General features: G+C 50.7%; 22 protein-coding genes, 1 tRNA gene, 1 rRNA gene and 1 other annotated feature. Of the genes, 9 read left to right on the plus strand and 15 right to left on the minus strand.

What is annotated here, in order from left to right; all coding sequences use genetic code 11:
* Window positions 1-249 precede the first annotated feature (249 nt).
* From ACSF8X_RS15125 to clpB, 3 genes are all read right to left on the minus strand, one after another.
* Window positions 250-325 (minus strand) — tRNA-Glu (locus ACSF8X_RS15125).
* Window positions 326-390: 65 nt separating this feature from the next.
* Window positions 391-1,935: ribosomal RNA gene (locus ACSF8X_RS15130) — 16S ribosomal RNA — on the minus strand.
* A gap of 393 nt (window positions 1,936-2,328) precedes the next feature.
* Window positions 2,329-4,905, minus strand: a complete 2,577-nt coding sequence (gene clpB, locus ACSF8X_RS15135; protein ID WP_047879352.1) for an ATP-dependent chaperone ClpB — start codon at window positions 4,903-4,905, stop codon at window positions 2,329-2,331.
* Window positions 4,906-5,144: 239 nt separating this feature from the next.
* Between clpB and ACSF8X_RS15140 the strand changes: the two genes are divergently transcribed.
* Window positions 5,145-5,513, plus strand: coding sequence for a hypothetical protein (locus ACSF8X_RS15140; RefSeq protein ID WP_500850343.1), 369 nt, complete (start codon window positions 5,145-5,147; stop codon window positions 5,511-5,513).
* A 71-nt stretch (window positions 5,514-5,584) separates the two neighbouring features.
* On the opposite strand, the gene pgeF is transcribed toward ACSF8X_RS15140, so the two are convergent.
* A complete protein-coding gene (gene pgeF / locus ACSF8X_RS15145; RefSeq protein ID WP_500850344.1) occupies window positions 5,585-6,322 on the minus strand; it encodes a peptidoglycan editing factor PgeF in 738 nt (245 codons plus the stop codon).
* A 1-nt stretch (window position 6,323) separates the two neighbouring features.
* The gene (gene rluD, locus ACSF8X_RS15150; RefSeq protein ID WP_047879355.1) at window positions 6,324-7,298 is read right to left on the minus strand and encodes a 23S rRNA pseudouridine(1911/1915/1917) synthase RluD; all 975 of its coding nucleotides are present in this window, start codon (window positions 7,296-7,298) and stop codon (window positions 6,324-6,326) included.
* A 139-nt stretch (window positions 7,299-7,437) separates the two neighbouring features.
* Here rluD and bamD point away from each other — a divergent pair, with 139 nt between their 5' ends.
* The 3 genes from bamD (at window position 7,438) to pheA (ending at window position 10,470) form a co-directional block, all read left to right on the plus strand.
* Window positions 7,438-8,160, plus strand: coding sequence for an outer membrane protein assembly factor BamD (gene bamD, locus ACSF8X_RS15155; protein WP_047879356.1), 723 nt, complete (start codon window positions 7,438-7,440; stop codon window positions 8,158-8,160).
* 386 nt (window positions 8,161-8,546) lie between these two features.
* Complete coding sequence (gene hpf / locus ACSF8X_RS15160; RefSeq protein ID WP_047879357.1) at window positions 8,547-8,909, plus strand: ribosome hibernation-promoting factor, HPF/YfiA family; 363 nt, start codon at window positions 8,547-8,549, stop codon at window positions 8,907-8,909.
* 236 nt (window positions 8,910-9,145) lie between these two features.
* Window positions 9,146-9,267 (plus strand) — a sequence feature (Phe leader region).
* Between the two features lie 27 nt (window positions 9,268-9,294).
* Window positions 9,295-10,470 carry a prephenate dehydratase gene (gene pheA, locus ACSF8X_RS15165; RefSeq protein ID WP_500850345.1) on the plus strand — a complete coding sequence of 392 codons (1,176 nt, stop codon included), beginning with the start codon at window positions 9,295-9,297 and terminating at the stop codon, window positions 10,468-10,470.
* A gap of 82 nt (window positions 10,471-10,552) precedes the next feature.
* Here pheA and tyrA read toward each other — a convergent pair whose 3' ends face one another.
* Both tyrA and ACSF8X_RS15175 read right to left on the minus strand, forming a co-directional pair.
* A complete protein-coding gene (tyrA, locus tag ACSF8X_RS15170) occupies window positions 10,553-11,683 on the minus strand; it encodes a bifunctional chorismate mutase/prephenate dehydrogenase (RefSeq protein WP_500850346.1) in 1,131 nt (376 codons plus the stop codon).
* Window positions 11,684-11,709: 26 nt separating this feature from the next.
* A complete protein-coding gene (locus ACSF8X_RS15175; protein WP_047879360.1) occupies window positions 11,710-12,783 on the minus strand; it encodes a 3-deoxy-7-phosphoheptulonate synthase in 1,074 nt (357 codons plus the stop codon).
* 222 nt (window positions 12,784-13,005) lie between these two features.
* Here ACSF8X_RS15175 and ACSF8X_RS15180 point away from each other — a divergent pair, with 222 nt between their 5' ends.
* Window positions 13,006-14,700 (plus strand): LytS/YhcK type 5TM receptor domain-containing protein, encoded by a 1,695-nt coding sequence (locus ACSF8X_RS15180; protein WP_500850347.1) that lies wholly within the window; start codon window positions 13,006-13,008, stop codon window positions 14,698-14,700.
* Complete coding sequence (gene btsR / locus ACSF8X_RS15185) at window positions 14,697-15,410, plus strand: two-component system response regulator BtsR (RefSeq protein ID WP_500850348.1); 714 nt, start codon at window positions 14,697-14,699, stop codon at window positions 15,408-15,410. The genes ACSF8X_RS15180 and btsR overlap by 4 nt, the downstream gene beginning before the upstream one ends.
* 8 nt (window positions 15,411-15,418) lie before the next feature.
* Here the strand turns inward: btsR and ACSF8X_RS15190 are convergent, their stop codons facing one another.
* The gene (locus ACSF8X_RS15190; RefSeq protein WP_500850349.1) at window positions 15,419-15,808 is read right to left on the minus strand and encodes a DUF2799 domain-containing protein; all 390 of its coding nucleotides are present in this window, start codon (window positions 15,806-15,808) and stop codon (window positions 15,419-15,421) included.
* 369 nt (window positions 15,809-16,177) lie between these two features.
* On the opposite strand from ACSF8X_RS15190, the gene ACSF8X_RS15195 reads away from it, so the two are divergent.
* Window positions 16,178-17,659: a carbon starvation CstA family protein gene (locus ACSF8X_RS15195; protein WP_500850350.1), complete on the plus strand. Its 1,482-nt coding sequence runs from the start codon at window positions 16,178-16,180 to the stop codon at window positions 17,657-17,659.
* An 83-nt stretch (window positions 17,660-17,742) separates the two neighbouring features.
* Here ACSF8X_RS15195 and ACSF8X_RS15200 read toward each other — a convergent pair whose 3' ends face one another.
* From ACSF8X_RS15200 to ffh, 7 genes are all read right to left on the minus strand, one after another.
* A complete protein-coding gene (locus tag ACSF8X_RS15200; protein WP_500850351.1) occupies window positions 17,743-18,207 on the minus strand; it encodes a hypothetical protein in 465 nt (154 codons plus the stop codon).
* 1 nt (window position 18,208) lies between these two features.
* Window positions 18,209-19,012: a TIGR02594 family protein gene (locus tag ACSF8X_RS15205; protein ID WP_500850352.1), complete on the minus strand. Its 804-nt coding sequence runs from the start codon at window positions 19,010-19,012 to the stop codon at window positions 18,209-18,211.
* Window positions 19,013-19,306: 294 nt separating this feature from the next.
* The gene (rplS, locus tag ACSF8X_RS15210; protein WP_047879364.1) at window positions 19,307-19,660 is read right to left on the minus strand and encodes a 50S ribosomal protein L19; all 354 of its coding nucleotides are present in this window, start codon (window positions 19,658-19,660) and stop codon (window positions 19,307-19,309) included.
* Window positions 19,661-19,696: 36 nt separating this feature from the next.
* A complete protein-coding gene (gene trmD, locus ACSF8X_RS15215; protein WP_047879365.1) occupies window positions 19,697-20,443 on the minus strand; it encodes a tRNA (guanosine(37)-N1)-methyltransferase TrmD in 747 nt (248 codons plus the stop codon).
* A 21-nt stretch (window positions 20,444-20,464) separates the two neighbouring features.
* Window positions 20,465-20,995, minus strand: a complete 531-nt coding sequence (rimM, locus tag ACSF8X_RS15220; RefSeq protein ID WP_047879366.1) for a ribosome maturation factor RimM — start codon at window positions 20,993-20,995, stop codon at window positions 20,465-20,467.
* A gap of 27 nt (window positions 20,996-21,022) precedes the next feature.
* A complete protein-coding gene (gene rpsP / locus ACSF8X_RS15225; RefSeq protein WP_047879367.1) occupies window positions 21,023-21,271 on the minus strand; it encodes a 30S ribosomal protein S16 in 249 nt (82 codons plus the stop codon).
* A gap of 180 nt (window positions 21,272-21,451) precedes the next feature.
* Window positions 21,452-22,816 carry a signal recognition particle protein gene (ffh, locus tag ACSF8X_RS15230; protein WP_500850353.1) on the minus strand — a complete coding sequence of 455 codons (1,365 nt, stop codon included), beginning with the start codon at window positions 22,814-22,816 and terminating at the stop codon, window positions 21,452-21,454.
* Window positions 22,817-23,031: 215 nt separating this feature from the next.
* Here ffh and ACSF8X_RS15235 point away from each other — a divergent pair, with 215 nt between their 5' ends.
* Together ACSF8X_RS15235 and ACSF8X_RS15240 are read left to right on the plus strand one after the other, a co-directional pair.
* Window positions 23,032-23,829: a cytochrome C assembly family protein gene (locus tag ACSF8X_RS15235; protein WP_047879369.1), complete on the plus strand. Its 798-nt coding sequence runs from the start codon at window positions 23,032-23,034 to the stop codon at window positions 23,827-23,829.
* 75 nt (window positions 23,830-23,904) lie between these two features.
* The gene (locus ACSF8X_RS15240; protein ID WP_047879370.1) at window positions 23,905-25,182 is read left to right on the plus strand and encodes an HlyC/CorC family transporter; all 1,278 of its coding nucleotides are present in this window, start codon (window positions 23,905-23,907) and stop codon (window positions 25,180-25,182) included.
* Window positions 25,183-25,267: the final 85 nt, after the last annotated feature.

Here is a 25,267-nt window from a genome sequence, read left to right on the forward strand (position 1 = left end):
ATCTGAGTTGTGATAGACGTTGTTTTGCCGGACTTCTCTTCTTTTATTCCACTTTTGAAAAAGTGGAGACAAAAGCCAAGACACTTGAATGTGTGTTGCTTGAGAACTCGTTCTCGTTCCGAAGAACGAAAACATTTAGTGTGATCTTTCGATCACTTACTAGTCAGCTTTCCAGATTGTTAAAGAGCATGTGTTGCCTTGCGGCATCCACTTTCTAACGACACTTGCCAAGCAAGTATGTTTAGAAAGTGGCGTCCCATAGGGGAGTCGAACCCCTGTTACCGCCGTGAAAGGGCGGTGTCCTAGGCCTCTAGACGAATGGGACACGTCGTCTTTACTTTCAACCAAGCAATCTGTGTGGACACTGCGTCAAAAGCGCAGTCATATCGTTAAGGAGGTGATCCAGCCCCAGGTTCCCCTAGGGCTACCTTGTTACGACTTCACCCCAGTCATGAACCACACCGTGGTAAACGCCCTCCCGAAGGTTAAGCTATCTACTTCTGGTGCAGCCCACTCCCATGGTGTGACGGGCGGTGTGTACAAGGCCCGGGAACGTATTCACCGTGGCATTCTGATCCACGATTACTAGCGATTCCGACTTCATGGAGTCGAGTTGCAGACTCCAATCCGGACTACGACGTACTTTGTGGGATTCGCTCACCATCGCTGGTTGGCCGCCCTCTGTATACGCCATTGTAGCACGTGTGTAGCCCTACTCGTAAGGGCCATGATGACTTGACGTCGTCCCCACCTTCCTCCGGTTTATCACCGGCAGTCTCCCTGGAGTTCCCGCCATTACGCGCTGGCAAACAAGGATAGGGGTTGCGCTCGTTGCGGGACTTAACCCAACATTTCACAACACGAGCTGACGACAGCCATGCAGCACCTGTCTCAGAGTTCCCGAAGGCACCAAAGCATCTCTGCTAAGTTCTCTGGATGTCAAGAGTAGGTAAGGTTCTTCGCGTTGCATCGAATTAAACCACATGCTCCACCGCTTGTGCGGGCCCCCGTCAATTCATTTGAGTTTTAATCTTGCGACCGTACTCCCCAGGCGGTCTACTTAACGCGTTAGCTCCGAAAGCCACTCCTCAAGGGAACAGCCTCCAAGTAGACATCGTTTACGGCGTGGACTACCAGGGTATCTAATCCTGTTTGCTCCCCACGCTTTCGCATCTGAGCGTCAGTCTTTGTCCAGGGGGCCGCCTTCGCCACCGGTATTCCTTCAGATCTCTACGCATTTCACCGCTACACCTGAAATTCTACCCCCCTCTACAAGACTCTAGCCTGCCAGTTCCAAATGCTATTCCGAGGTTGAGCCCCGGGCTTTCACATCTGGCTTAACAAGCCGCCTGCATGCGCTTTACGCCCAGTAATTCCGATTAACGCTCGCACCCTCCGTATTACCGCGGCTGCTGGCACGGAGTTAGCCGGTGCTTCTTCTGTAGGTAACGTCAAACAATGCCGCTATTAACGACACTGCCTTCCTCCCTACTGAAAGTGCTTTACAACCCGAAGGCCTTCTTCACACACGCGGCATGGCTGCATCAGGGTTTCCCCCATTGTGCAATATTCCCCACTGCTGCCTCCCGTAGGAGTCTGGACCGTGTCTCAGTTCCAGTGTGGCTGATCATCCTCTCAGACCAGCTAGGGATCGTCGCCTAGGTGAGCCGTTACCCCACCTACTAGCTAATCCCACCTGGGCCAATCTTGGCGCGAGAGGCCCGAAGGTCCCCCTCTTTGGTCCGTAGACGTTATGCGGTATTAGCCATCGTTTCCAATGGTTATCCCCCACACCAAGGCATGTTCCCAGGCATTACTCACCCGTCCGCCGCTCGTCATCTCCAAAAGCAAGCTTTTGGAATGTTACCGCTCGACTTGCATGTGTTAGGCCTGCCGCCAGCGTTCAATCTGAGCCATGATCAAACTCTTCAATTAAAGTTTTTGTGTTTCCGAAGAAACGGCTCAGTGATTACTGATTTTCTTGTTTCCACTTTTTTATAAAAAAGCAGAACCAAAAAGAATTGACTGTGGATACTAAAAGTATCAATGGTCACTCAGTTCACTGATTTAAATCTTTTGACTAAATCTTTTCACGAGTGCCCACACAGATTGCATGGTCAAATTGTTAAAGAACAAACTGACTTATCGTTACCGGCGATGCCGTTGTCCGTGTCAGTGAGGCGGCATTATAGAGACTTCGAGCGCACTGGCAATACCCAAAATGAAATAAATTCAAAAAAACACGCCAAGCGTTCAAATAGCAGCCAAATCACTTTTTTTTGATAAAAAAAACACCGCTGACGCGGTGTTTTCTCTTAAGTAAACTGATTAATCCTGATGGGCAATAATCCGCCCGTCTTCAGCAGCAATAGTTACAGGCTTACCTGTAGTGAACTTGCCGGACAAAATATCCTGTGCCAGCGGGTTCTCTATGTATTGCTGAATAGCACGTTTTAATGGTCGCGCACCAAAAACAGGATCAAAGCCCGCTTCTGCAACTAAATCCAAGGCACTACTTTCAATGTCGAGGTGGTAATCACGCTCAGCCAGACGTTTAACCAATCGCTCCATCTGAATAGAAGCAATATTCTTGATATTTTCAGCACCCAGAGGGTGGAATACCACGGTTTCATCAACACGGTTAATAAACTCTGGGCGGAAATGCTGCCCGACGACTTCCATCACCAAGTGCTTGATACCGTCATAGTCCAATTCGCCAAAGTGTTCTTGGATCCGATCTGAGCCTAGGTTAGAGGTCATGATCACCACAGCATTGCGGAAATCAACCGTCCTGCCCTGCCCATCGGTCAAACGGCCGTCATCCAATACCTGCAACAAGATATTAAAGACATCCGGGTGGGCCTTCTCGACTTCATCAAGCAAGATGACAGAATATGGACGGCGGCGTACCGCTTCCGTCAAGTAGCCACCTTCCTCATAGCCGACATAGCCCGGAGGAGCGCCGACCAAGCGGGCCACGGAGTGCTTCTCCATGAATTCCGACATATCAATTCGCACCATGGCATCATCACTGTCGAACATAAAGTTGGCTAGCGACTTACAAAGTTCTGTCTTACCAACCCCTGTCGGACCAAGGAACAGGAACGAACCAATTGGACGATTAGGATCTGACAGTCCGGCACGACTACGGCGGATCGCATTGGCAACTGCTTCAACCGCTTCATCCTGACCGATAACCCGTTTATGCAGCGCCTCTTCCATCCGAAGCAGCTTGTCACGCTCCCCTTCCAGCATCTTAGCAACCGGAATACCGGTCTGGCGCGATAACACTTCTGCGATTTCCGCGTCGGTCACTTTGTTTTTCAGTAGGCTCATTTCCTGCATTTCAGCCTGAGCGGCGAGATCCAACTGCTTCTCAAGCTCAGGAATTCGACCATACTGAAGCTCGGACATCCGGTTCAAATCGCCGGCCCTACGGGCAATTTCCATATCAGTACGAGCTTGCTCTAGCTCTGTTTTAATATGCTGTGTGCCCGACAGCGCTGCTTTTTCCGCATTCCAAACCTCTTCAAGCTCAGCATATTCACGCTCTTTGCTATCTAGCTCATCGTTCAGATCGCTCAGGCGCTTCTTGCTGGCCTCATCGCTTTCTTTCTCTATGGCTTGCTGCTCAATCTTCAACTGAATAATCCGGCGTTCGAGGCGATCGAGCGATTCCGGCTTGGAGTCAATCTGCATACGAATACTGGATGCAGCTTCGTCAATAAGGTCAATCGCTTTGTCAGGTAACTGACGGTCCGAAATATAACGGTGCGATAAGCTAGCCGCAGCGACAATGGCCGGATCGGTAATCTCCACGTGGTGGTGCAGCTCATAGCGCTCTTTCAAGCCGCGCAAAATTGCCACTGTATCTTCAACCGTCGGCTCATCCACCAGCACCTTCTGGAACCGGCGCTCTAGAGCCGCATCTTTTTCAATATACTGGCGGTACTCATCAAGCGTGGTTGCCCCGACACAATGTAATTCACCTCGAGCCAACGCCGGTTTGAGCATGTTGCCGGCATCCATTGAGCCTTCACCCTTGCCCGCACCCACCATAGTATGGAGCTCGTCGACAAACAGGATCACATTGCCTTCTTCCTGCGCCAGTTCATTAAGTACCGACTTCAGGCGCTCTTCAAACTCACCACGGTACTTAGCCCCCGCAATCAGCGCACCCATGTCCAATGACAGCACGCGCTTGTTACGCAAACCCTCAGGCACTTCACCATTGACTATGCGCTGGGCAAGGCCTTCGACAATGGCGGTTTTACCCACCCCTGGCTCACCGATAATCACAGGGTTATTTTTGGTACGACGCTGAAGTACTTGAATCGTACGACGAATTTCATCATCACGGCCAATCACCGGATCAAGCTTGCCTTGCTCGGCTCGTTCGGTCAGGTCGATAGTGAATTTCTCGAGTGCCTGACGGTTTTCTTCGGCATTCTGATCATCGACCTTCTGCCCACCGCGAATTTGCTCTATCGCTTTTTCAACTTTTTCGGTTGTCATCCCAGCATCTTTTAGCAGCTGGCCGAGCGGGCCTTTATCTTCAACCGCAGCTAAAATAAACAGCTCAGACGAAATAAATTTATCTTTTCGTTTTTGTGCCAGCTTATCGCACATGTTGAGCAATACGCCCATCCCATGGGATAGCTGAACATCACCCCCGATCCCGGTTACCTTCGGCAAACGGTCCAACAGCTCAGACAAGCTTGAGCGTAGTTGGGCAATGTCGACATTCAATAGGGTCAGGAGTGGCCGAATCGTGCTGCTGTCCTGGTTCAACAGCGCTACCATCAGGTGAGCCGGCTCTATATACTGATGGTCCCGCCCCAATGCTAGCGACTGAGCATCAGAGATCGCCATTTGAAATTTGCTAGTAAAACGGTCAAGACGCATAAGTCCTCCTCAATATCTTTCAAAAGTAGATATGGTGGTGACCGTCACGCTTTTCAACCAAATTTATTCCCTATAAGCCATTTATCTCATCCCTCAAGAATGAAGCAATCTGCTATTCATCGGCACATGCATGGGGAATTCTCTTGTATTTAACAGTACATCACCCTGTATATTGCTCACCACGACAGAATGGCATACCATTTAATCCGTACCCCATACTGTTTCAAAGGTGAGAGATAATGATCAAACAACGTCTGGCTCTGTGTTTCATTACTATTGTATCCCTCCTGACATCCTCCTCTGTTTGGGCTCAGCGCCCTATTCAAGAAACTCGACAGGAGATACGCCAAGAAGCACGAATTGAAAACCGCACCGAAGCGCGAATTGAAAGGCGACGCAGCGGAAACAGCAACACCAGCGTTGTGATCATCAATAATGCTATGCTCCGTACCGTTAGCTACAAAGGCGTTGTGCTACTGCACGATCCGATTAACCATCGCTTCTACCGCGCGATCAACAACGGATACCAGGCCTATAACGTGCCCTACGGAGCGAAAGTGATCGAACTCGCACCCGCCTCTCCAACCCAACTCACTATCTTGCAATGAGTTGCAATAAAGCACAGATACAAAAAGGCCCCGCCAAATGACGGGGCCTTTCAATGTCATATCTCGAATGATCACGACTCGGCATCAAGCCAAATCAAACTCGCCTGTCTGCCAGTAACACCGTCTCGACGGTAGGAAAAGAAGCGATCCGGTTCCGAGAATGTACAATATTCTCCACCATACACCTCAATTACGCCCTGCCGTTGCAGACGCTGTCTTGCCAACAGATACAAATCAGCCAGCCATTTACCCTTGCCGTGGGCCGTAAAAGCCGCTTCGGCAGCAGGATCATGGGCAACAAACTGCTCTCGCACTTCGCCCCCCACCTCAAAGGCAGCCTGACTAATAGCCGGACCGAGCCAAGCCATAATCTCACCGCCCGGAACGCTGAACTCCGCCAAGGCATTTTCAATAATGCCGTCAACCAGACCTCGCCACCCGGCATGCACCGCTGCTACCTGTGTCCCAGCCTTGTCGCAAAGCAATACCGGCAGGCAATCAGCCGTCATCACAACACATGGCATACCCTGATGGCTGGTGTAACTGCCATCAACCTCTACAGAGGCCGGTACGGAGCCATCAATATTTAGCACCTTGGTACTGTGGATCTGGTTCAACCATCGGAGCGGAGACGCTAGTCCCAGCTGCTGCTGTAGCGCCTTACGGTTAGCTGCAACATCATCAGGACGATCCCCAACATGGTCACCGAGGTTGAACCCCCGGTAAGGTGCCTCGCTCACACCGCCGATGCGAGTGGTCGCTACAGCCTTGACCCTCGCCGGGGCCGGCCAGTTAGGGATAATAAGCATCTTAGTACTCGTCCTCTTGATGCTCTTCTTTGTCGTTGCGCAAGATATTGATCATCGCAATCATGTCTGTCGGCAACGGCGCTCGCCATTCCATCAACTCGCCAGTGATCGGATGCTCCAGACGCAACATGCGAGCATGCAGAGCCTGTCGGTCAAACGCACGCAGGGCCATGATCAGCTCTTCCGATGCATCACGCGGCGGACGCGGACGGCCACCGTAGGTTGCATCACCAAGCAGCGGGTGGCTCAGGTACGCCATATGGACACGGATCTGGTGGGTACGGCCCGTTTCCAAACGCAACACAATACGGGTATGGTCACGGAAATGCTCGGCAACACGGAAGCGAGTGATCGCCGGCTTACCCATTTCATTCACCGCCATGCAAGTACGCTTGGTCGGGTGACGGCCAATCGGCTTCTCAACACGACCGCCACCGGTCATACGGCCCATCGCAATGGCCTCGTACTCACGGGTGATCTTGCGCTTTTGCAGAGCACGAACCAGACGCGTCTGCGACTGAATAGTCTTTGCTACCACCATCAGGCCGGTAGTGTCCTTATCCAGACGGTGGACGATACCGGCACGTGGCACTTCCGCCAAAGCCGGACTATGGTGCAGCAAGGCGTTGAGCACTGTGCCGTCCGGCGTTCCCGCACCAGGGTGAACCACGAAATCACGCGGTTTGTTGATCACCAAAATATCATCGTCTTCGTAAACGATATCCAGCGGAATATCCTGAGCAACGAAACGAACTTCGTCCTCGATCTCAGCCTTGACCAGCAGCTCTTCGCCGCCCATCATCTTGATTCTTGGTTTGGTAATGACTTCCCCATCAACCGAAACCATACCGTTAAGAATCCACTCTTTAATCCGTGAGCGGGAGTAGTCTGGGTATAAATCAGCGATAACCTGATCTAGGCGCATGCCCAATTGGCTATCTTTTACTGTATTTGTTAACTCTATCTGCTGTGCCATCGCGAACTTTTTCAAAAAGCGTGGGACTAAAAGTCAAACGCTGAGTACAATAACCTATTAGTGTCATTGTATCCGTTAACGGTTCCATTCGTAATGGATCTGCCGAAATAAAATTTATAGCAAGGAAACTAACGCCTCCATGAAACGCCTGACTCTTACGTCTCTGCTTGCCCTAGCCATTCTTAGCGGCTGTTCAAGCACGGAAGAAGTGGTACCGGATGTACCGCCTTCAGAGTTGTATGCCACTGCCCAGCAGGCCCTGCAAAACGGCAGCTGGACTACGGCTATCGAGCGCCTGGAAACACTGGACTCACGCTACCCGTTTGGTGCGTATTCAGAGCAGGTACAACTTGACTTGATTTACGCCTACTACAAAAACGATGACCTAGCCCTTGGTGAAGCCACCATCGACAGGTTCAACCGCCTCAACCCAGCTCACGAAAAATCCGACTGGGTATTGTACATGCGCGGCTTGACCCACATGGCCCAAGATCGCAGCTTCATGCACGATCTTTTCAACATTGATCGTTTTGACCGTGACCCTGAACCGGCTCGCAAGGCATTTCGTGATTTCAAGCGCCTGCTTGAACGCTACCCGAACAGCCGCTACGCCGCTGATTCCAAAGCACGTATGGTCTTTTTGAAAAACCGCCTAGCCGATTACGAACTTGCCACGACCGATTTTTATATTCGCCGTGGGGCATGGGTTGCCGCTATCAATCGTGCTCAACTGATCCAGCGTGAATATGCCGATACGATGGCGGCACGCAAATCATTAGCATTGATGGAAACCGCTTATGAGGAACTCGGGCTGCAAGAACCGCTGGAACACACACGCGAACTAATGACGCTCAATCCATAATCGATAGCATCTCCCAAAAAAAACAGCAGCCCAATGGCTGCTGTTTTTTTATCTCTGCATAAACAGAGAAAGGATAAACAAGAATGTAAGTGGAGCTCACAAGATTGAAGGTGATGGTCAAAAAGAACGCAAGGCATTGTTTTAAACCGTATTTACCCCCTGAATAGCACCGGCCATCAGTCTTGTCTACTCCCCCATACTGCCCCAAAACAAAAACCGACTACAAGTACTTTCATCAAACTTTTTTGCAACAAACAAAACCGGATCACAGAATTTTTCCGAACAATAAATTAAAAAAATAAGTGTGATCCAGATCACGTTATTCCTGCCTGATTTTAGTAATCTGAAGTCAACCCAACGAAGGGTAGCAAAAGAGGAAAACATTTATGACAGTAGACATCGCCGGCAAAAACCTTGAAGTCACCCCTGCTATCCGTGAGAGAATCGAGTTTAAATTCAAGAAGTTGGAGAAATATCAAGTTCAGCTACTCAATAAACACGCAGTGATCAGCACAGAACCAAACCGACACTTTAAAGTTGAAGCATCTGCTGCTATTCCGGGAGGTCAACTTGTTGCCTCAGCAGAGCATGAAGATATGTACGGTGCCATTGCGGAAGTTTACCAAAAACTCGAACGCCAACTAAACAAGCAAACTCACAAGCCAGCGGCTCGCCGCGCAAGTCACAGTGACAAGCCTGAAGTTGAAGCTGACGTTGACGTTGAAAATGAAGAAGCCGAAGAAGCATAATCATTCATGAGGATTACTCGGGGCGTTGATCCTAGTAACAGCGCCCCATCACAAAAAGTCCTCCCATATATGTCACGAAGAATACTGTTTGGCTAACCGAATAAGTTCCGAGTACAACGACATGAGGCCAAGACAGCCCTGCCCTTGCAGGGCTGTTTAGTTTCTGCTTGACATCCAATGCACCGCTGAATAATGTTGAACCATATCTAACATAAAATAATCATTTTGGTATTAATGAAATCCAGCAAACTGTTTTTCTTTCGCTTGTTTTTTATGTCGCCATAACGGGGGCTATTCGTTGCGCGAGAGACAAGCGAAAGACGAACAGACAGCCTCCTGACCGGGAGGCTTTTTTGTATGGGTTGCCAACAGACAGGACGTGACAATGACCGAACCGATGTATTCGCTAGACGATATCCGAACCAATGTGACCCGTATCGATAACGAGATCCTCTCGTTGCTGGCAGAGCGGCGACAGCTGAGCCTCGAAGTGGCCAAAAGTAAAATTCAAACCGCCAAGCCAGTTCGAGACCAGACACGCGAACACGCTCTGCTGCTACGACTTATCGAAACAGGCCGCGCACTCAACCTAGACGCCCAGTATGTCACTCAAATCTTCCATGCCATCATTGAAGACTCAGTCCTGTTCCAGCAAGCCTACCTGCAAACACTAGCCAACCCAGACAGTCTTCAGCCCGTTGCTCGCGTCTCTTTTCTTGGCGCCAAGGGATCCTATTCAAACCTTGCCAGCCATCACTACTTCAGCAAAAAACAAACCAAACTGGTAGAGATCAGCTGTTCGACATTCCGCGATGTTCTCCATACTGTTGAAATTGGCAATGCCGATTTCGGGGTACTGCCGATTGAGAACACCAGTTCTGGCTCGATCAACGAGGTCTATGACCTATTGCAGCACACCAGCCTGTCTATTGTCGGGGAAATCACCCAGCCTATTGATCACTGCCTGCTTGTGGCTGTCGACACTCAGGTTGACCAAATTGATACCCTGTACTCGCATCCGCAACCCCACCAGCAATGTAGCGAATACCTCCATTCGCTGGGCGAGATCACCCAAGAATACTGTTCAAGTACAGCCGAGGCAATGCAGAAAGTCGCCGAAATCAAACGTCCGAACGTCGCTGCAATCGGCAATGCCGCCAGCGGCGAGCTTTACGGACTAACCCCGGTGAAGAGCAATATTGCCAACCAACAGGAGAATTTCACCCGTTTCATCGTTGTGGCCCGCAAACCCGTCGATGTCACCTCGCTGATCCCAGCCAAAACAACCCTGATCATGTCAACAGCCCAGAAAGCCGGTTCGCTGGTTGAATGTCTGCTGGTACTGCGCAACCTCAATATCAATATGACAAAGCTCGAATCACGACCGGTAATCGGCAATCCGTGGGAGGAGATGTTCTATGTTGACGTACAAGAGAACATCAAGTCAGGCGTTATGCAGCAGGCTCTCGAAGAACTCACTCACCTGACACGGTTCATCAAAGTGCTGGGGTGTTATCCCAGCGAGAACGTCAGCCCAACAGATGTCGAGATAACCCCATAACCGCCCACGGCAGCTCTACATAACAAAAGGCCCGCCCCTTCAATGGGGCGGGCCTTTTCCTGCTATCAGCCCTCTTGGGCTCTTACGCTTTACGGTGAGTTGAATCGTTCGCCTGTCTAAGCAATCCCTGGCTCTCGATTAAAAAATGCTGGGCATAATCCCCAAACCAATTTTCGACCCGGCCAAAAGCCTGCTTGAACGTCTCCTTGTCTTGGTTATCCAGCATTTCGATAGCTTCACCAAACCGTTGATGAAAGCGCTTGATCATCGCAATATTTTGCGGCGATGACATAATAATGTCCGCATATAACTGCGCGTCCTGAGCAAACAACCGGCCTACCATCGCCAGTTCCAACCGGTAAATCGGCGAACTCAATGACAGCAGTTGCTCCAGCTTGGGATCTTCTTCCGCCAAATGCACGCCATAGGCAAACGACGTGAAATGGCGAAGAGCCTGAATCAGGGTCATCCCCTCGTCGTGCTCAATCGCACTGATCCGATTGAGTGTTGCGCCCCAGATCTGAATCTGCTCAAGCAACCACTGATAACTCTCAGGCATCCGCCCGTCACAGTAGGCGACGACTTGCTTGGCCAAGCTGGCAATATCAGGGCCAAACATCGGATGCAGGCCAACAACCGGTCCGGAGTGAACCTCAAGCATCGCCTGAAGCGGGCCACTCTTCACCGATGTCAAATCAGCAAGAATACAATCTTCGGGCAAGTTGCCCAGTTTCGCGATGATCTGCTCGGTAATATTAATCGGTACCGATACCACGACCATCCCGGCGTCTGCCAGCAATTCGTCAGCACGATCCCAGTCACCGCTTCCTAACTTACGGATGGTATAACCCGACAGGGCAAACAAGCGGCAGAACAAACCACCAAGCTGGCCATGACCACCAACCACCACAATAGGACGGAGCTGCGGGTTAAGGCACTTGAAGCCAGAGTCATTCTCGCTGGCGTATGACTCTCGCATCGTTCGGCGCAAGATATCTTCAATCAGATCGGGAGGAACCCCCTGGTTTTCGGCCTCTTGACGACGAGAGGCCAACATCGCAGCCTCACGATCCGGGGCATAAATCGGTAATCCGTGCTGGCTTTTGACATGGCCGACCTCCTCGACCAGCGCCAGCCGCTGGGCAAGAAGTGCGACCATCTGGCGGTCGACCTCGTCAATTTGATCTCGTAGTTTACTCAGTTCAGCAACCATCTATGGCTCTCTGCTCTCTTGCGGAATTAAGATTCGGTACGTACCGGAAGAAACGGCATCAGTTCTTGGTGAATATGACGAAGTAAGGTTTCGGTTGTTTCCCAACTGATGCAGGCATCGGTGATCGACACCCCGTAGGCCATCTCTTCACGCGCCAAATCCGCACTCTGATTTCCTTCGTTAATATGGCTTTCCAGCATCAAGCCGATAATCGACTTGTTACCCTCACGGATCTGATGGATCACATCTTCTGCCACCAGCGGTTGACGGCGGTAATCCTTGCGTGAGTTTGCATGGCTACAGTCTACCATCAGCGATGGCGAAAGGCCTGATGCTTTCATCTCGTTTTCACATTCGGTCACTGAGACAGAGTCGTAATTGGTCTGCTTGCCCCCTCGCAGGATCACATGGCCGTCTGGGTTACCCTGGGTGTTAAGCAAAGCGACCTGGCCATCGGGGTTGATCCCCATGAAACGGTGGCCAGATGCCGCCGCCTGCATCGCGTTGATCGCAGTCCCCAAGCTGCCGTCGGTTCCATTCTTGAACCCAACCGGCATCGACAAGCCGCTAGCCATCTCACGGTGAGTCTGCGATTCCGTTGTACGCGCCCCGATAGCCGCCCAGCTAAACAGATCACCGATATATTGCGGGCTGATCGGATCCAGTGCCTCGGTGGCCAACGGGATCCCCATCTCCACCAGGTCAATCAGCAACTGGCGGGCAATATGAAGCCCTTTTTCGACCTCGAACGAACCGTCGAGGTCAGGATCGTTGATCAACCCCTTCCAGCCAACAGTCGTCCTCGGCTTCTCAAAATAGACCCGCATGACAATATACAGCTGGTCACCCAGCTCCTCAGACAACCGCTTGAGCTTTTCCGCATAGATCTTCGCGGCCTCAACATCATGGATAGAGCACGGCCCGCAGACGACCAACAGGCGGTGATCCCGGTGGTGGATAATATCGGCAATCGTCCGGCGCGACTGGCTGACAAAACTTAATGCCGACTCGCTCACCGGGAGCTTGCTACGCAGCTCATTGGGCGTAATGAGTACCGATTCATTCTCAATATGGACATTATTCAGTTGGTCTTTATGCATGCGGGCTTCCCTGTAAAAAATTAGATACACTCGATAAAGAAAAAACAGGACACCCTGTCATAAAGCGAACAATAACAGCCATTCAGATTAAATTGCAAGCGATGTAAAGTATAAAATCCATCCGTAAACAATTATTTCCGTTCAGCGTTTTTTGGTATGCGCGTTAAAATCCAGTTACCATAACGGCATAAGCCACTGGCAATCTCACAGCGAATAAACGCAATGGAACTGATTTTCTCGCTCCTCCAGCAACTCAGTGTATACCTAGTGCTGGCCTACCTGCTCAGCAAGACACCGCTATTCATGCCTCTGACATCGGTATCCGGGCGGTTATCGCAGCGCTTCACCTGCTATATCCTGTTTTCCCTCTTTTGTATTTTAGGCACTTACTTCGGATTGCACATAGAAGATGCTATTGCCAATACCCGTGCAATCGGTGCGGTTATGGGGGGGCTACTAGGCGGGCCAGTGGTCGGTTTTGCCGTCGGTCTTACCGGAGGATTGCACCGTTACAGCCTTGGGGGATTTACCGATCTTGCCTGTGCGATCTCCACCACCGCCGAAGGGGTGATCGGTGGCTTGATGCACAGCTACTTTGTCCGACGAGGCCAAGTCGACCAGTTATTCCGTCCTGTTGTCGTCTTTGCCGTCACCCTATTCGCCGAAATAGTGCAAATGCTGATCATATTGGCGGTGGCCGAGCCGTTCGACAAAGCCGTCCAGCTGGTCAGCGCCATTGCCCTGCCAATGGTTATCGCCAACTCGGTCGGGGCGGCTTTTTTCATGAGCATTATTCTTGACCGGAAAACCATCTACGAAAAATACTCGGCGGCATTTTCAAACCGGGCCCTGAAGATCGCCCAGCGCTCCGTCGGGATCCTCAGCCAAGGCTTCAACGAAGAAAGCACCAAGAAAATCGCCAATATCGTCTACGAGGAAACAGGGGTCGGCGCGGTCGCTATCACCGACCGGGAGAAAATTCTCGCCTTTATCGGGATCGGCGATGACCACCATCTGCCAGGTACTCCCATCTCATCAGGTTATACCCGCCGGGCTATTGATGCCTGCGAACTGGTCTATGCCGACGGCTATGATATCCCCTACCAATGTTCGCTGCATGAAAAGTGCCGCCTCGGCTCGGCACTGGTGATCCCGCTGGTCGGCGGCAACAATGAGGTACTCGGCACCATCAAACTCTACGAGCCCAAGCGAAAGCTGTTTTCCACGGTCAATGTGACCCTCGGCGAAGGGATAGCCAAGCTGCTATCCAACCAGATCTTAACCGGCCGCTACATCCAGCAGCAAAACCTCTTGGTTCAAGCCGAGCTGCGGCTATTGCAGGCACAGGTCAACCCGCACTTCCTGTTCAACGCGCTCAACACCATTAGCGCGGTTATCCGCCGCGATCCCGACAAGGCCCGTCAACTGATACAGCACCTGTCGCAGTTTTTCCGCAGCAACCTCAAGCAAAATATCGATACCGTCACCCTCGGCGAGGAGCTGCAGCATGTGCAGGCGTATCTCGAGATTGAACTGGCACGTTTTTCCGACCGGCTCCATATAGAAATCAATGTCCCGCCATCTCTCCACGCCCTTAGGCTGCCGACTTTTACTCTCCAGCCATTAGTCGAGAATGCCATCAAACATGGCACCTCATCGCTATTGGAAAATGGTAAAATCACCATCAACGGCTATTCGGATGGTGGCCAGATCATACTTGAGGTCGAAGATAACGCCGGTAATTATGCCCCGGTAGGGGAAGAAAGCGGATTGGGGATGAAGATTGTCGACAAACGCCTGAAGAATATGTTCGGCAAACACTATGGATTGGCAATGAGCTGCCAGCCCCAGCTCTGGACCCGGGCTACCATAAAGCTCCCTTGCGAGAATACAATAAACGGAGAACATGCTGCATGATCAAGGCGCTGGTCATTGACGACGAAAAATACGCCCGCGAAGAACTTATCGAACTACTCGAGGAAAGCGGCCGCATCCAAGTGATTGGAGAGTGCAGCAATGCCATCGAGGGGCTGAAGAAGATCAACGCCCTCAAGCCCGATGCTATCTTCCTTGATATCCAGATGCCTCAGCTCACCGGTGTTGAATTACTCAGCATGCTCGACCAAGACACCATGCCCAAGGTCGTCTTCGTGACGGCCTACGATGAGTTCGCCCTCAAGGCTTTCGAAGACAATGCATTCGATTACTTACTCAAACCCGTCGAGCCTGCACGGCTTTCCAAAACCTTGGATCGCCTCAGCCGTGAGTGCCATCAAGTAGACTATTCCCCACTCACCTCTGACATGCTGGAGCTGATCCCGTGCAGCGGCCATAACCGTATCGTACTGCTTAGCCCGGCCGATATTGAGGTGGCCTTCTCTGATCTGAGCGGGGTACATGCGGTCACCCATGATACCAAAGCGACCACTCACCTTACGCTCAAGACACTGGAGGAGAAGACACCGCTGATCCGGTGTCATCGACAATACCTGATCCACCCCAAAGCCATCAGAGAGATCAAGCTGCTGGATAATGGCCTTGCTGAGATCACAACCCAGCACGGCCATCATGCCCCCGTCAGTCGCCGCTACCTCAAGGAGCTCAAAGACCGCTTCGGGCTAACTTGAGGAGCTCGCTAAAAGTCAGCAGGCCCCTTGAAGCTGAGCCATTTGTCATAGCCGCGCTGCCAGTAGATCATGTAGAGGCCTTTCTGGTCGCGGCGAAACTCGCACGCCCCCCAGTTATTTTTGCCTTCTTGGCCAAATTGCTCCAATTGCTCCGGGGTACAATACTGTTCGATACCGGCCTGATAGCCCGCTTGATATTGCCCATAGTCAAGCGGCTGGGCTCCCTCTGTTTGCTCCGTTTTCTCTTCCAGTACCGTCATCGCAGTCGGATGCATGCCCTGCTTTCCATTGAGGAAGCCGAGCTTGTACCAATTGCCCTCTTCGATCAACGACGACTGCGTCACACAACCTGACAATAGTATGGCCGCCGCCCCGGCTACCAATATCTGTATTTTCATAACACGCATATCTCCTCCTTGCACTACGCCCGACACTGTAGAATATAATCTTTTTCTACAGTAACTTAGAAAACCCAATGGTGGCTTAACAAGCACCAATGAAACCGGACACCCATCACGAATTTTCGCTTTTACCATCAATACCGAAATCACTCGGCAAAACCGTCTTACAACATCGGAAAAACCGCTCAAGCAGGCTATCGACCGTTCAGCGGGCCATAGAACCACTCGCCCTTTTTGACCGTGCATCTAGCGATAAAAAGCTTAGGATGGCAGCTGAATAAATGAGTTTTGCGCCCGTTGCCAGGATGACAAGGCAAAGCGCGCCAAATTAACCATCCCACTCCCAAGGATATAGAGAGACAATTTATGGCCTGGTTTCTGATGTGTGTCGCCGCACTGGTAGGTGGATATTTCATCTACGGTGCATTTATCGAAAAAGTATTCGGTGTTAACGAGAACCGCAAAACCCCTGCGTATACCAAAAATGACGGCGTGGACTACGTCCCGATGTCTAACAAAAAAGTCTATCTAGTCCAATTGCTGAACATTGCCGGTGTCGGTCCGATTTTCGGCCCGATCATGGGGGCACTCTACGGCCCGGCGGCCATGCTCTGGATTGTACTGGGTTGTATCTTTGCCGGTGCGGTTCACGACTACTTCTCGGGCATGCTGTCAATTCGCAATGGTGGTGCATCTGTACCGAGCATTACCGGCCGCTACCTAGGCAACGGCGCAAAACACTTTATGAATATCTTTGCGATCGTGCTGTTGCTGCTTGTTGGTGTCGTCTTCGTCTCGGCCCCTGCCGGCATGATCACCAACCTTGTCAATGAGCAAACCAATATCGGCTTGTCGATGACGACCATGGTCGTGGTCATTTTCGCCTACTATATTCTGGCTACCATTGTCCCGGTAGACAAAATCATCGGCCGCTTCTACCCATTCTTCGGCGCCCTGCTTATCTTCATGTCGGTCGGTCTTATCACCGCGATGGCGATCTCTAGCGAGCACTCGCTGCTTGGGGGTTACGAGATAAGCCAGATGTTCACCAACATGAACCCTAACGATCTGCCACTGTGGCCGGCGTTGTTCATCACCATTGCCTGCGGTGCGATCTCCGGCTTCCACGCGACCCAATCGCCGCTGATGGCACGCTGTATGGAAAATGAAAAGAACGGCCGTTTCGTCTTCTACGGCGCGATGATCGGCGAGGGTGTCATCGCCCTGATCTGGTGTGCGGTTGCCCTGTCTTTCTTCGGCTCGGTCGAGGGCCTGTCTGAAGCGGTCGCCAATGGTGGCCCGGGTACAGTTGTCTACAATTCGTCAATGGGTCTGCTAGGCGTATTTGGCGGCATCATCGCCTTCCTAGGCGTGGTCATTCTACCGATCACCTCAGGCGACACTGCCTTCCGCTCAAGCCGTTTGATCTTGGCCGAATACTTCAATATGGAGCAGAAAACCCTACGTAACCGCCTACTAATGGCTGTACCACTGTTCGTTGTCGGTGGCATCCTGACTCAGGTTGACTTTGCGATCATCTGGCGTTACTTCGGCTTTGCGAACCAGGCCACCGCAGTGATGATGCTGTGGACAGCATCGGCTTATCTGCTACGCCACAACAAACTGCATTGGGTCACGACAGTACCGGCTATCTTCATGACCACGGTATGTATTACCTTCATTCTGAATAACAGCCAGCTAGGCTTCGGTCTGCCAATGACACTGTCTACTGCCGTGGGCCTCATCAGTGCTTTCGGTATCACAGCATTGATCATCAAGCGCTCAAAAGGCAAAGGTGAAACCGACTTGGCCGATGAAGAAAGCGGTGAACTAGAAGCTGCAAAATAATCGGTGAAAAACACTGAATCAAAAAACCAGCCTACGGGCTGGTTTTTTTCACTCACAAAATACACATGTTCATCCGCACTTCGCTACTCACAAAAGCGTCGAGACTGAGTGCCATCATGATGTTTTTCGGCCACCTCTTTCGCATAAGCCACACGCTCAGGCATCGCCGCAAAAAATGTCCCCACTCCCGCACCAATCCATACATTTCCATCACGGCACAAACTAACTATTACAGGGGTATAAGTAATGTCTCGAACAAGATCAGCTTCAACCGCTTGAACATAATCAATCATCTCACCGCTAAGCGATACATCCCCATTGATGACATCTACCACTTTCGCTTTAACCTTACGGTCTACCCATTCATCCTCTTCCGTACCAGGAATCAACTCGACAGTTTGAATATCAAGTACTGCCGTAAAATCCGTGAGCGTAACTGCATGCGTAATAGCCTGTTGTAAGCCAGCATCCAATGATGAAGAAGTGGATGCAGAGGCATGCAGTTGAAAAAAAGCGACAGCCAGCACTATAAATAACTTATTTTTCATACTAGACCTCAGAACCAGCTTTAACAGATGCCGCTGAATAAACAGGGAGACCTACTGTAGATGTATCAAAGTCATGAGGAACAACAAATGTATGAAAATCACTAGCTGGATATCGAGCTATGCTAACCCGATTACTCTGATTACCACCAAGTATGTATAGTTTACTGCCATCACTATTTTGACCAACAACAAACCCAACATGTCCTCCACCCTTTCGATCCTTAACAGCAATAGCTCCATGAATAGGTGACGACACTGCTTTTCCAAATAAAGCCCAGTTTTTAGCCCTATATGGAGCATCTAGAGTAAATACACAATGTTGCTTCATTATCCAATAAACAAAAGCACCACACCAAGCACTCTCCTCGAGAGAATCATCGCTAACCCATGAGAGCCCTGATGATTTAATGTAAGCCATTATTTGTGGATTTGATTTTTTACCAGCAACTTCCTGATGACCCAATTGGCCTAAAGCAGTCTTCATCCAAGGGACAATTGTAGTAATAGATAACGCAGGAGAGACTAACTTTAACTTTTCATTAATCTTTTTGTGTGTTTTCCCATTTACATCTATCTTTCCGTCAGGCGCTGAATACCGAAGAATTTGACGTTGAAAAGCCTTGATTGCCTTAACCGTATTTGATTGTGCAGGAACAGAACCAAGAGTTCCTGTAACAATAATTTTCTGTGATGGGGGTATAAGGTGAAGAAGTACATTTAGTGCATTTTGGACAGCTTTTACATCTTCGTTTGTATTATCAGCATCCCCTAACCCTACAGACTTATTCAACTTTAACGAATCCATATAAATATCTTCCACTAATAAATAAAACCAATGACAACACATTGATTTAAAATAGAAAAACACAAATGAAAAGCATTTTATATTTATCGATACGCATCAAATAAAAATGAAATATAATCCATAAATTACCTTCCTCACCCACGCAGTCGCTAAACCTTTTGGCTCATCCTGCGTTCATTCCCTATCAAGTTTCTCCCCTTTACATATCCTTCCCACGGCTCAGCACCATTTTCACACGCATAAAAAAAGCCCACCTTGCGGTGGGCTTTCAATTCGCGTCTTACGACAAGCGTATTACTTAGAAGATAGCTTCTCTTTGATACGAGCTGCTTTACCAGAACGCTCACGTAGGTAGTACAGTTTGGCACGACGTACTGCACCGCGACGCTTAACAGTAATGCTGTCAACTACTGGAGAGTGCAGTTGGAATACACGCTCAACGCCTTCACCGTTAGAAATCTTACGAACAGTGAATGCAGAGTGTAGACCACGGTTACGCTTAGCAATTACTACGCCTTCAAAAGCCTGAAGACGAGAGCGCTCACCCTCTTTTACTTTAACTTGAACAACTACAGTGTCACCAGGTGCGAACTGTGGAAGGTCTTGTTTCATTTGCTCTACTTCAAGAGCTTTGATGATATTACTCATTGGTTAATACCCTAGAATAAACTGATACTAAATTAATTAAATGCTTGCTTTGTATTCGCGGATAAACTCCGCCAGCAAGAATTCCTGATCGTCAGTCAGAGCTAGGTTTTCCAGGAGCTCTGGTCTTCTCAACCAAGTGCGGCCCAGCGATTGTTTCAACCGCCAGCGGCTTATATCCTTGTGGTTTCCTGACAACAAGACCCGAGGGACTTCCTGCCCGTCCAACACTTCAGGACGCGTATAGTGTGGGCAATCAAGCAAGCCATTGGCAAAGGAGTCTTCCTCTGCCGACGCAAAATCTCCCAGAACGCCCGGTACAAACCGAACGACTGCATCGACAAGCGTCATGGCTGGCAGTTCGCCACCCGTTAGCACAAAATCCCCGATAGACCATTCTTCGTCTACCTCTTGTTGGATAATGCGCTCATCTACCCCTTCATAGCGACCGCAGATAAGAATCAAGTTCTCGTTCTGCGCCAGCTCCTCAACACCCGCTTGATCAAGCTTACGGCCCTGAGGCGACAGATAAATGACTTTAGCCGGCCCATCAATGGACTGTTTTGCTGCATGAATGGCATCGCGCAATGGCTGAACCATCATAAGCATCCCAGGTCCACCGCCGTATGGTCGATCATCGACCGTACGGTGTTTGTCATGGGTGAAATCACGAGGATTCCATGTATCCAATGACAAAAGGCCTTTTTTAACCGCCTGGCCTGTGACCCCATAATTGGTAATGGCATCAAACATTTCAGGGAATAGGCTAATAATGCCTACCTTCATATGTCCACCTAATTACCGGGGTTAGAATCCAGGATCCCAGTCAACTTCGATCCGCTGAGCAGTGCGATCAATCGACTTGATGACCTGCTCATCGAGGAACGGGATTAGGCGTTCCTTTTGGCCAAAAGCATCTTTCAGATTAGCCTTAACTACCAATACATCGTTGGAACCTGTTTCCAGGATGTCAGTCACTTTACCTAGGTCGTAACCTTCGGTAGTCATCACTGTCATTCCAATCAATTCACGCCAGTAGAACTCGTCATCTGACAGCGCTGGCAGTTGGTCAGCAGCAACGTAGACTTCAGCATTAGTGAACATTTGAGCATCCTCGCGGATATCCAAACCTTCCAGCTTCGCTACCAAACCCTGACCGTGGCGCTTCCATGATTCAACACGGATCTCTTGCCACTCACCCTTCACTTTCACAAGCCAAGGCTGATAGGCAAAAATGCTCTCAGCGTCTTCGGTGAAAGAAAAAACTTTGAGCCAACCCTTGATGCCGTATGTGGAACCAAGTTTCCCGACGACGATGTTGTTGTCTTGAATACTCATAGCCTCTCTATTACCTGACATCGCTAATTAAGCCGCTTTAGCAGCGTCTTTGATTAGCTTAGCTGCGCGGTCAGACACAGTTGCGCCTTGACCTACCCAGTGGTTAACACGGTCTAGGTCTAGACGTAGGCGCTCTTCCTGACCCTTAGCTAGCGGGTTGAAGAAACCAATTTTCTCGATGTTACGACCGTCGCGTGCAGCGCGAGAATCAGCAACAACGATTTGATAGAATGGACGCTTTTTAGCGCCGTGACGTGCCAAACGAATGGTTACCATATCGTCCTCTTTGCATTACTGTAAAATTAAATGGCCCCGCCAGAATATAACGGGGCCCGTGCCAAATTAAGCTCGGGAATTTTACTCTTAAAACTGGCGAATGCAACCGCTTTAGCTAAATTTTCACCAATGATAAGAGTTGTCGCTCCAGCAAGCCTAATAATATAAAGGCAAAAAACCTTAGCGGCCGAACATTCCGCCGCCAGACATCATACCTTTCATATTACGCATCATACCCTTCATGCCGCCCTTCTGCATTTTCTTCATCATCTTCTGCATCTGGGTGAACTGCTTGAGCAGACGGTTTACATCCTGCACCTGGGTACCTGAACCCAGAGCGATACGTTTCTTACGCGAGCCCTTGATCAAATCAGGGCGCTCACGCTCTCCCGGGGTCATCGAGTTGATGATCGCTTCCATCTGAACGAACATCTTATCATCAACTTGGTCTTTGACATTGTCCGGCAGTTGCGACATACCTGGAAGCTTGTCCAGCATCCCCATCATGCCGCCCATTTTCTTCATCTGCTGCAACTGGTCACGGAAGTCTTCCAGATCGAAGCCTTTCTTCTCTTTGAATTTCTTCGCCAGCTGCTCGGCTTTTTCTTTGTCGACGTTACGCTCAAGATCTTCGATCAGCGACAGCACGTCGCCCATACCGAGGATACGCGAAGCCACACGGTCTGGGTGGAACGGCTCAAGCGCATCGGTCTTCTCGCCAACACCCAAGAACTTGATCGGCTTACCAGTCAGATGGCGTACTGACAGCGCCGCACCGCCACGGGCATCACCGTCGACCTTGGTCAGGATCACACCGGTCAGCGGCAGGGCCTCATCAAAGGCCTTGGCCGTATTGGCCGCATCCTGACCTGTCATGGCATCAACCACGAACAAGGTTTCTACCGGATCAATCGCCTTGTGGACGTCCTTGATCTCTTCCATCATTTCGCCGTCGACGTGCAGGCGACCTGCGGTATCGACGATCAGGACATCATAGAATTTTAGCTTGGCATGAGCCAATGCATCTTGGGCAATCTGTACTGGCTTCTGATCCGGTGTTGACGGGAAGAAGTCTACACCAAGATCGCTGGCCAATGTTTCTAGCTGCTTGATAGCGGCAGGGCGATATACGTCAGCCGACACCACCAGCACTTTCTTTTTCTTGCGCTCTTTAAGCAGTTTACTCAGCTTACCCACACTGGTGGTCTTACCCGCACCCTGTAGGCCCGCCATCAAAATTACCGCAGGCGGCTGGCTGGCAAGGTTCAAATCCTCGTTGGACTCGCCCATCACCGCTTCAAGCTCGGCCTGAACAATCTTGATAAACTCCTGACCCGGCGTCAGGCTCTTCGATACCTCTGTACCGACAGCGCGCTCTTTCACACGCTTAACGAATTCACGGACGACTGGCAGCGCAACATCTGCCTCGAGTAACGCCATGCGTACTTCACGCAGCGTATCCTTGATGTTGTCATCGGTCAGTCGACCGCGCCCACTGACATTCTTTAGCGTTCGCGATAAACGCTCCGTTAAATTTTCGAACATGTGCTACTCGCTCGTTACGCAATAATCTAAATCGTTATGATCCGGCTAGTATACCGCAATCCCTATGATGCTTTCATGCCCCGTAGGCGACTTTCACTGTGACATTGGCTTACAAAACCCTATTCTGCCGCGCAGAATACGGCTTTGGCATGGAAGAGACAGGGCGGGCAAGGTATACTTGCGAACTCTTACCATCTTAACCAGTTAAGTTTACTATGGATATGCTGATAGCCTTGGCGGCTGCTTGCCTGTACTTTCTCGCATTAGGGTTAGTCGTGCCCGGACTTACCAACAACAACGGCATCAAAACCAAACCGGTTTTCTTTTCCGCTATTGGCGCCATTGCTCTTCATCTCCTGTTGCTCAAAGACTTGATCCTCGGCGGTGTCGGGCAAAACCTCAGTATCCTCAATGTCGCCTCCCTGATCAGCCTGATGATAGCCATCATCACCACCACAGCCATGCTACGAATGCGGGTTTGGTTCCTGCTCCCGGTCGTCTACAGCTTTGCAGCCATCAATTTATCCGCTGCCATCATGCTGCCCGGGGCATTTATCACCCACCTCGAATCGCATCCCCAGCTGTTGCTGCATATTTCACTGGCGCTGTTCTCCTACTCGACCCTGATGATTGCGACCCTGTATGCAATCCAGCTGGCTTGGCTCGACCATAAGCTCAAAAGTAAGAAGAGCCTGCTGATCAACCCGAACATTCCCCCATTAATGATGGTGGAACGCCAACTTTTCAAGATCATCCTTGTCGGCAACGGCCTCCTGACACTGACATTGATCACCGGCCTGATTTTCATTCAGGACATGATGGCGCAAGGCAAACTCCACAAAGCCGTACTCTCTTTCTTGGCGTGGGTCGTGTACAGCACCCTGCTATGGGGCCATTACCAGAAAGGCTGGCGAGGACGCCGTGTTGTCTGGTATAGCTTAGTCGGTGCCTTTCTACTGACACTGGCTTATTTTGGCAGCCGCTTCGTCAAGGAGATCATCATCGGCGGCTGATTTAGGCCGCTATCATTGACACCCAGAGCATCTGGGTACACAGTACATGTAACCGAAACGTTAAGGAATAGCTTTTTGGAAGATGTATCTACCGGGATTTTATTTTCCCTGCTGATATTACTGCTCGTCATTTCAGGATACTTTTCCGGTTCAGAAACCGGAATGATGGCACTGAACCGCTACAAGCTCCGCCACTTGGCCAACCAAGGCCACAAGGGAGCCAAACGGGTGGAGAAACTTCTTTCTCGCCCTGACCGGCTGATCGGGCTCATTCTCATCGGCAACAACCTCGTCAACATCCTTGCATCAGCCATCGCGACCATCCTTGGTATGCGCCTCTACGGCGACATGGGCGTGGCCATTGCCACCGGTGCCCTGACCCTGGTGGTGCTGGTATTTGCCGAAGTCACCCCGAAAACACTCGCTGCGCTCTATCCCGAACGGGTTTCCTATGCCAGCAGCGTGCTCCTGCAACTTCTGATGAAGCTCCTTTACCCGCTGGTCTGGTTCGTCAACGGGATCACCAACGGCTTCCTGCGCCTACTCGGCCTCAGGGTCGGCAACCATCATGACGGCAAACTCAGCTCAGACGAACTACGCACCGTGGTCAACGAGGCCGGGGGGCTGATCCCCCGTCGCCACCAAGACATGCTGCTGTCTATCCTCGACTTGGAAAATGTCACCGTCGAAGACCTAATGGTTCCCCGCAACGAAATCGCCGCCATCAATATCAACGACGACTGGAAATCCATTGTCCGCCAGCTCAGCCACTCGGCTCATGGCCGGATCGTACTTTTCCGCGACACTATCGACGAAGTTGTTGGAATGCTCCGAGTTCGCGAAGCCTATCGCCTGATGATGGACAAAAACGATTTCAGCAAGGAGAACCTGCTTCGCGCCGCTGACGAGGTTTATTTCATTCCCGAAGGCACTCCCCTCAATATTCAGCTGATAAAGTTCCAGCGTAACAAGCAGCGTATTGGCCTTATTGTCGACGAATACGGCGATATCCAAGGGCTGATCACCCTCGAAGATATTCTCGAGGAGATTGTCGGGGAGTTCACCACCTCCATCAGCCCGACGCTGGCCGAGGAGATCACCCCCCAGAACGACGGGAGCTTGCTGATCGAAGGCAGTGCCAATATTCGGGACCTCAACAAGAGCCTCAACTGGGGGCTGCCTACCGACGGGCCACGTACCCTGAACGGCCTGATCCTCGAACACCTCGAGGATATCCCCGACAGCCAGCTCAGCGTCAAGGTGGCAGGCTACCAGATGGAAATCGTCGAGGTCTCCGACAATATGGTCAAACGGGTCAAGATCATGCCAGGCCAATTGCAAAAAACAGGCTAAGGCCCCCACGTTCAATCACTACCAATACAACAAAGCCGGCACTCAGCCGGCTTTGTTGTTGGATCACCCGTGGCCCCACGGTGAT

It is taken from the genome of Photobacterium panuliri (assembly GCF_059920555.1).

Bases quoted from the DNA above. Each gene is read 5' to 3' on its own strand.
- rplS (WP_047879364.1), bottom strand. From the start codon at position 19,660: ATGAGTAATATCATCAAAGCTCTTGAAGTAGAGCAAATGAAACAAGAC.
- ACSF8X_RS15200 (WP_500850351.1), bottom strand. From the start codon at position 18,207: ATGAAAAATAAGTTATTTATAGTGCTGGCTGTCGCTTTTTTTCAACTG.
- btsR (WP_500850348.1), top strand. From the start codon at position 14,697: ATGATCAAGGCGCTGGTCATTGACGACGAAAAATACGCCCGCGAAGAA.
- ACSF8X_RS15175 (WP_047879360.1), bottom strand. From the start codon at position 12,783: ATGCATAAAGACCAACTGAATAATGTCCATATTGAGAATGAATCGGTA.
- ACSF8X_RS15180 (WP_500850347.1), top strand. From the start codon at position 13,006: ATGGAACTGATTTTCTCGCTCCTCCAGCAACTCAGTGTATACCTAGTG.
- ACSF8X_RS15140 (WP_500850343.1), top strand. From the start codon at position 5,145: ATGATCAAACAACGTCTGGCTCTGTGTTTCATTACTATTGTATCCCTC.
- ACSF8X_RS15190 (WP_500850349.1), bottom strand. From the start codon at position 15,808: ATGAAAATACAGATATTGGTAGCCGGGGCGGCGGCCATACTATTGTCA.
- tyrA (WP_500850346.1), bottom strand. From the start codon at position 11,683: ATGGTTGCTGAACTGAGTAAACTACGAGATCAAATTGACGAGGTCGAC.
- pgeF (WP_500850344.1), bottom strand. From the start codon at position 6,322: ATGCTTATTATCCCTAACTGGCCGGCCCCGGCGAGGGTCAAGGCTGTA.
- rimM (WP_047879366.1), bottom strand. From the start codon at position 20,995: ATGAGTATTCAAGACAACAACATCGTCGTCGGGAAACTTGGTTCCACA.
- ACSF8X_RS15235 (WP_047879369.1), top strand. From the start codon at position 23,032: ATGGATATGCTGATAGCCTTGGCGGCTGCTTGCCTGTACTTTCTCGCA.
- rpsP (WP_047879367.1), bottom strand. From the start codon at position 21,271: ATGGTAACCATTCGTTTGGCACGTCACGGCGCTAAAAAGCGTCCATTC.
- clpB (WP_047879352.1), bottom strand. From the start codon at position 4,905: ATGCGTCTTGACCGTTTTACTAGCAAATTTCAAATGGCGATCTCTGAT.
- ACSF8X_RS15195 (WP_500850350.1), top strand. From the start codon at position 16,178: ATGGCCTGGTTTCTGATGTGTGTCGCCGCACTGGTAGGTGGATATTTC.
- hpf (WP_047879357.1), top strand. From the start codon at position 8,547: ATGACAGTAGACATCGCCGGCAAAAACCTTGAAGTCACCCCTGCTATC.
- trmD (WP_047879365.1), bottom strand. From the start codon at position 20,443: ATGAAGGTAGGCATTATTAGCCTATTCCCTGAAATGTTTGATGCCATT.
- ffh (WP_500850353.1), bottom strand. From the start codon at position 22,816: ATGTTCGAAAATTTAACGGAGCGTTTATCGCGAACGCTAAAGAATGTC.
- bamD (WP_047879356.1), top strand. From the start codon at position 7,438: ATGAAACGCCTGACTCTTACGTCTCTGCTTGCCCTAGCCATTCTTAGC.
- ACSF8X_RS15205 (WP_500850352.1), bottom strand. From the start codon at position 19,012: ATGGATTCGTTAAAGTTGAATAAGTCTGTAGGGTTAGGGGATGCTGAT.
- pheA (WP_500850345.1), top strand. From the start codon at position 9,295: ATGACCGAACCGATGTATTCGCTAGACGATATCCGAACCAATGTGACC.
- rluD (WP_047879355.1), bottom strand. From the start codon at position 7,298: ATGGCACAGCAGATAGAGTTAACAAATACAGTAAAAGATAGCCAATTG.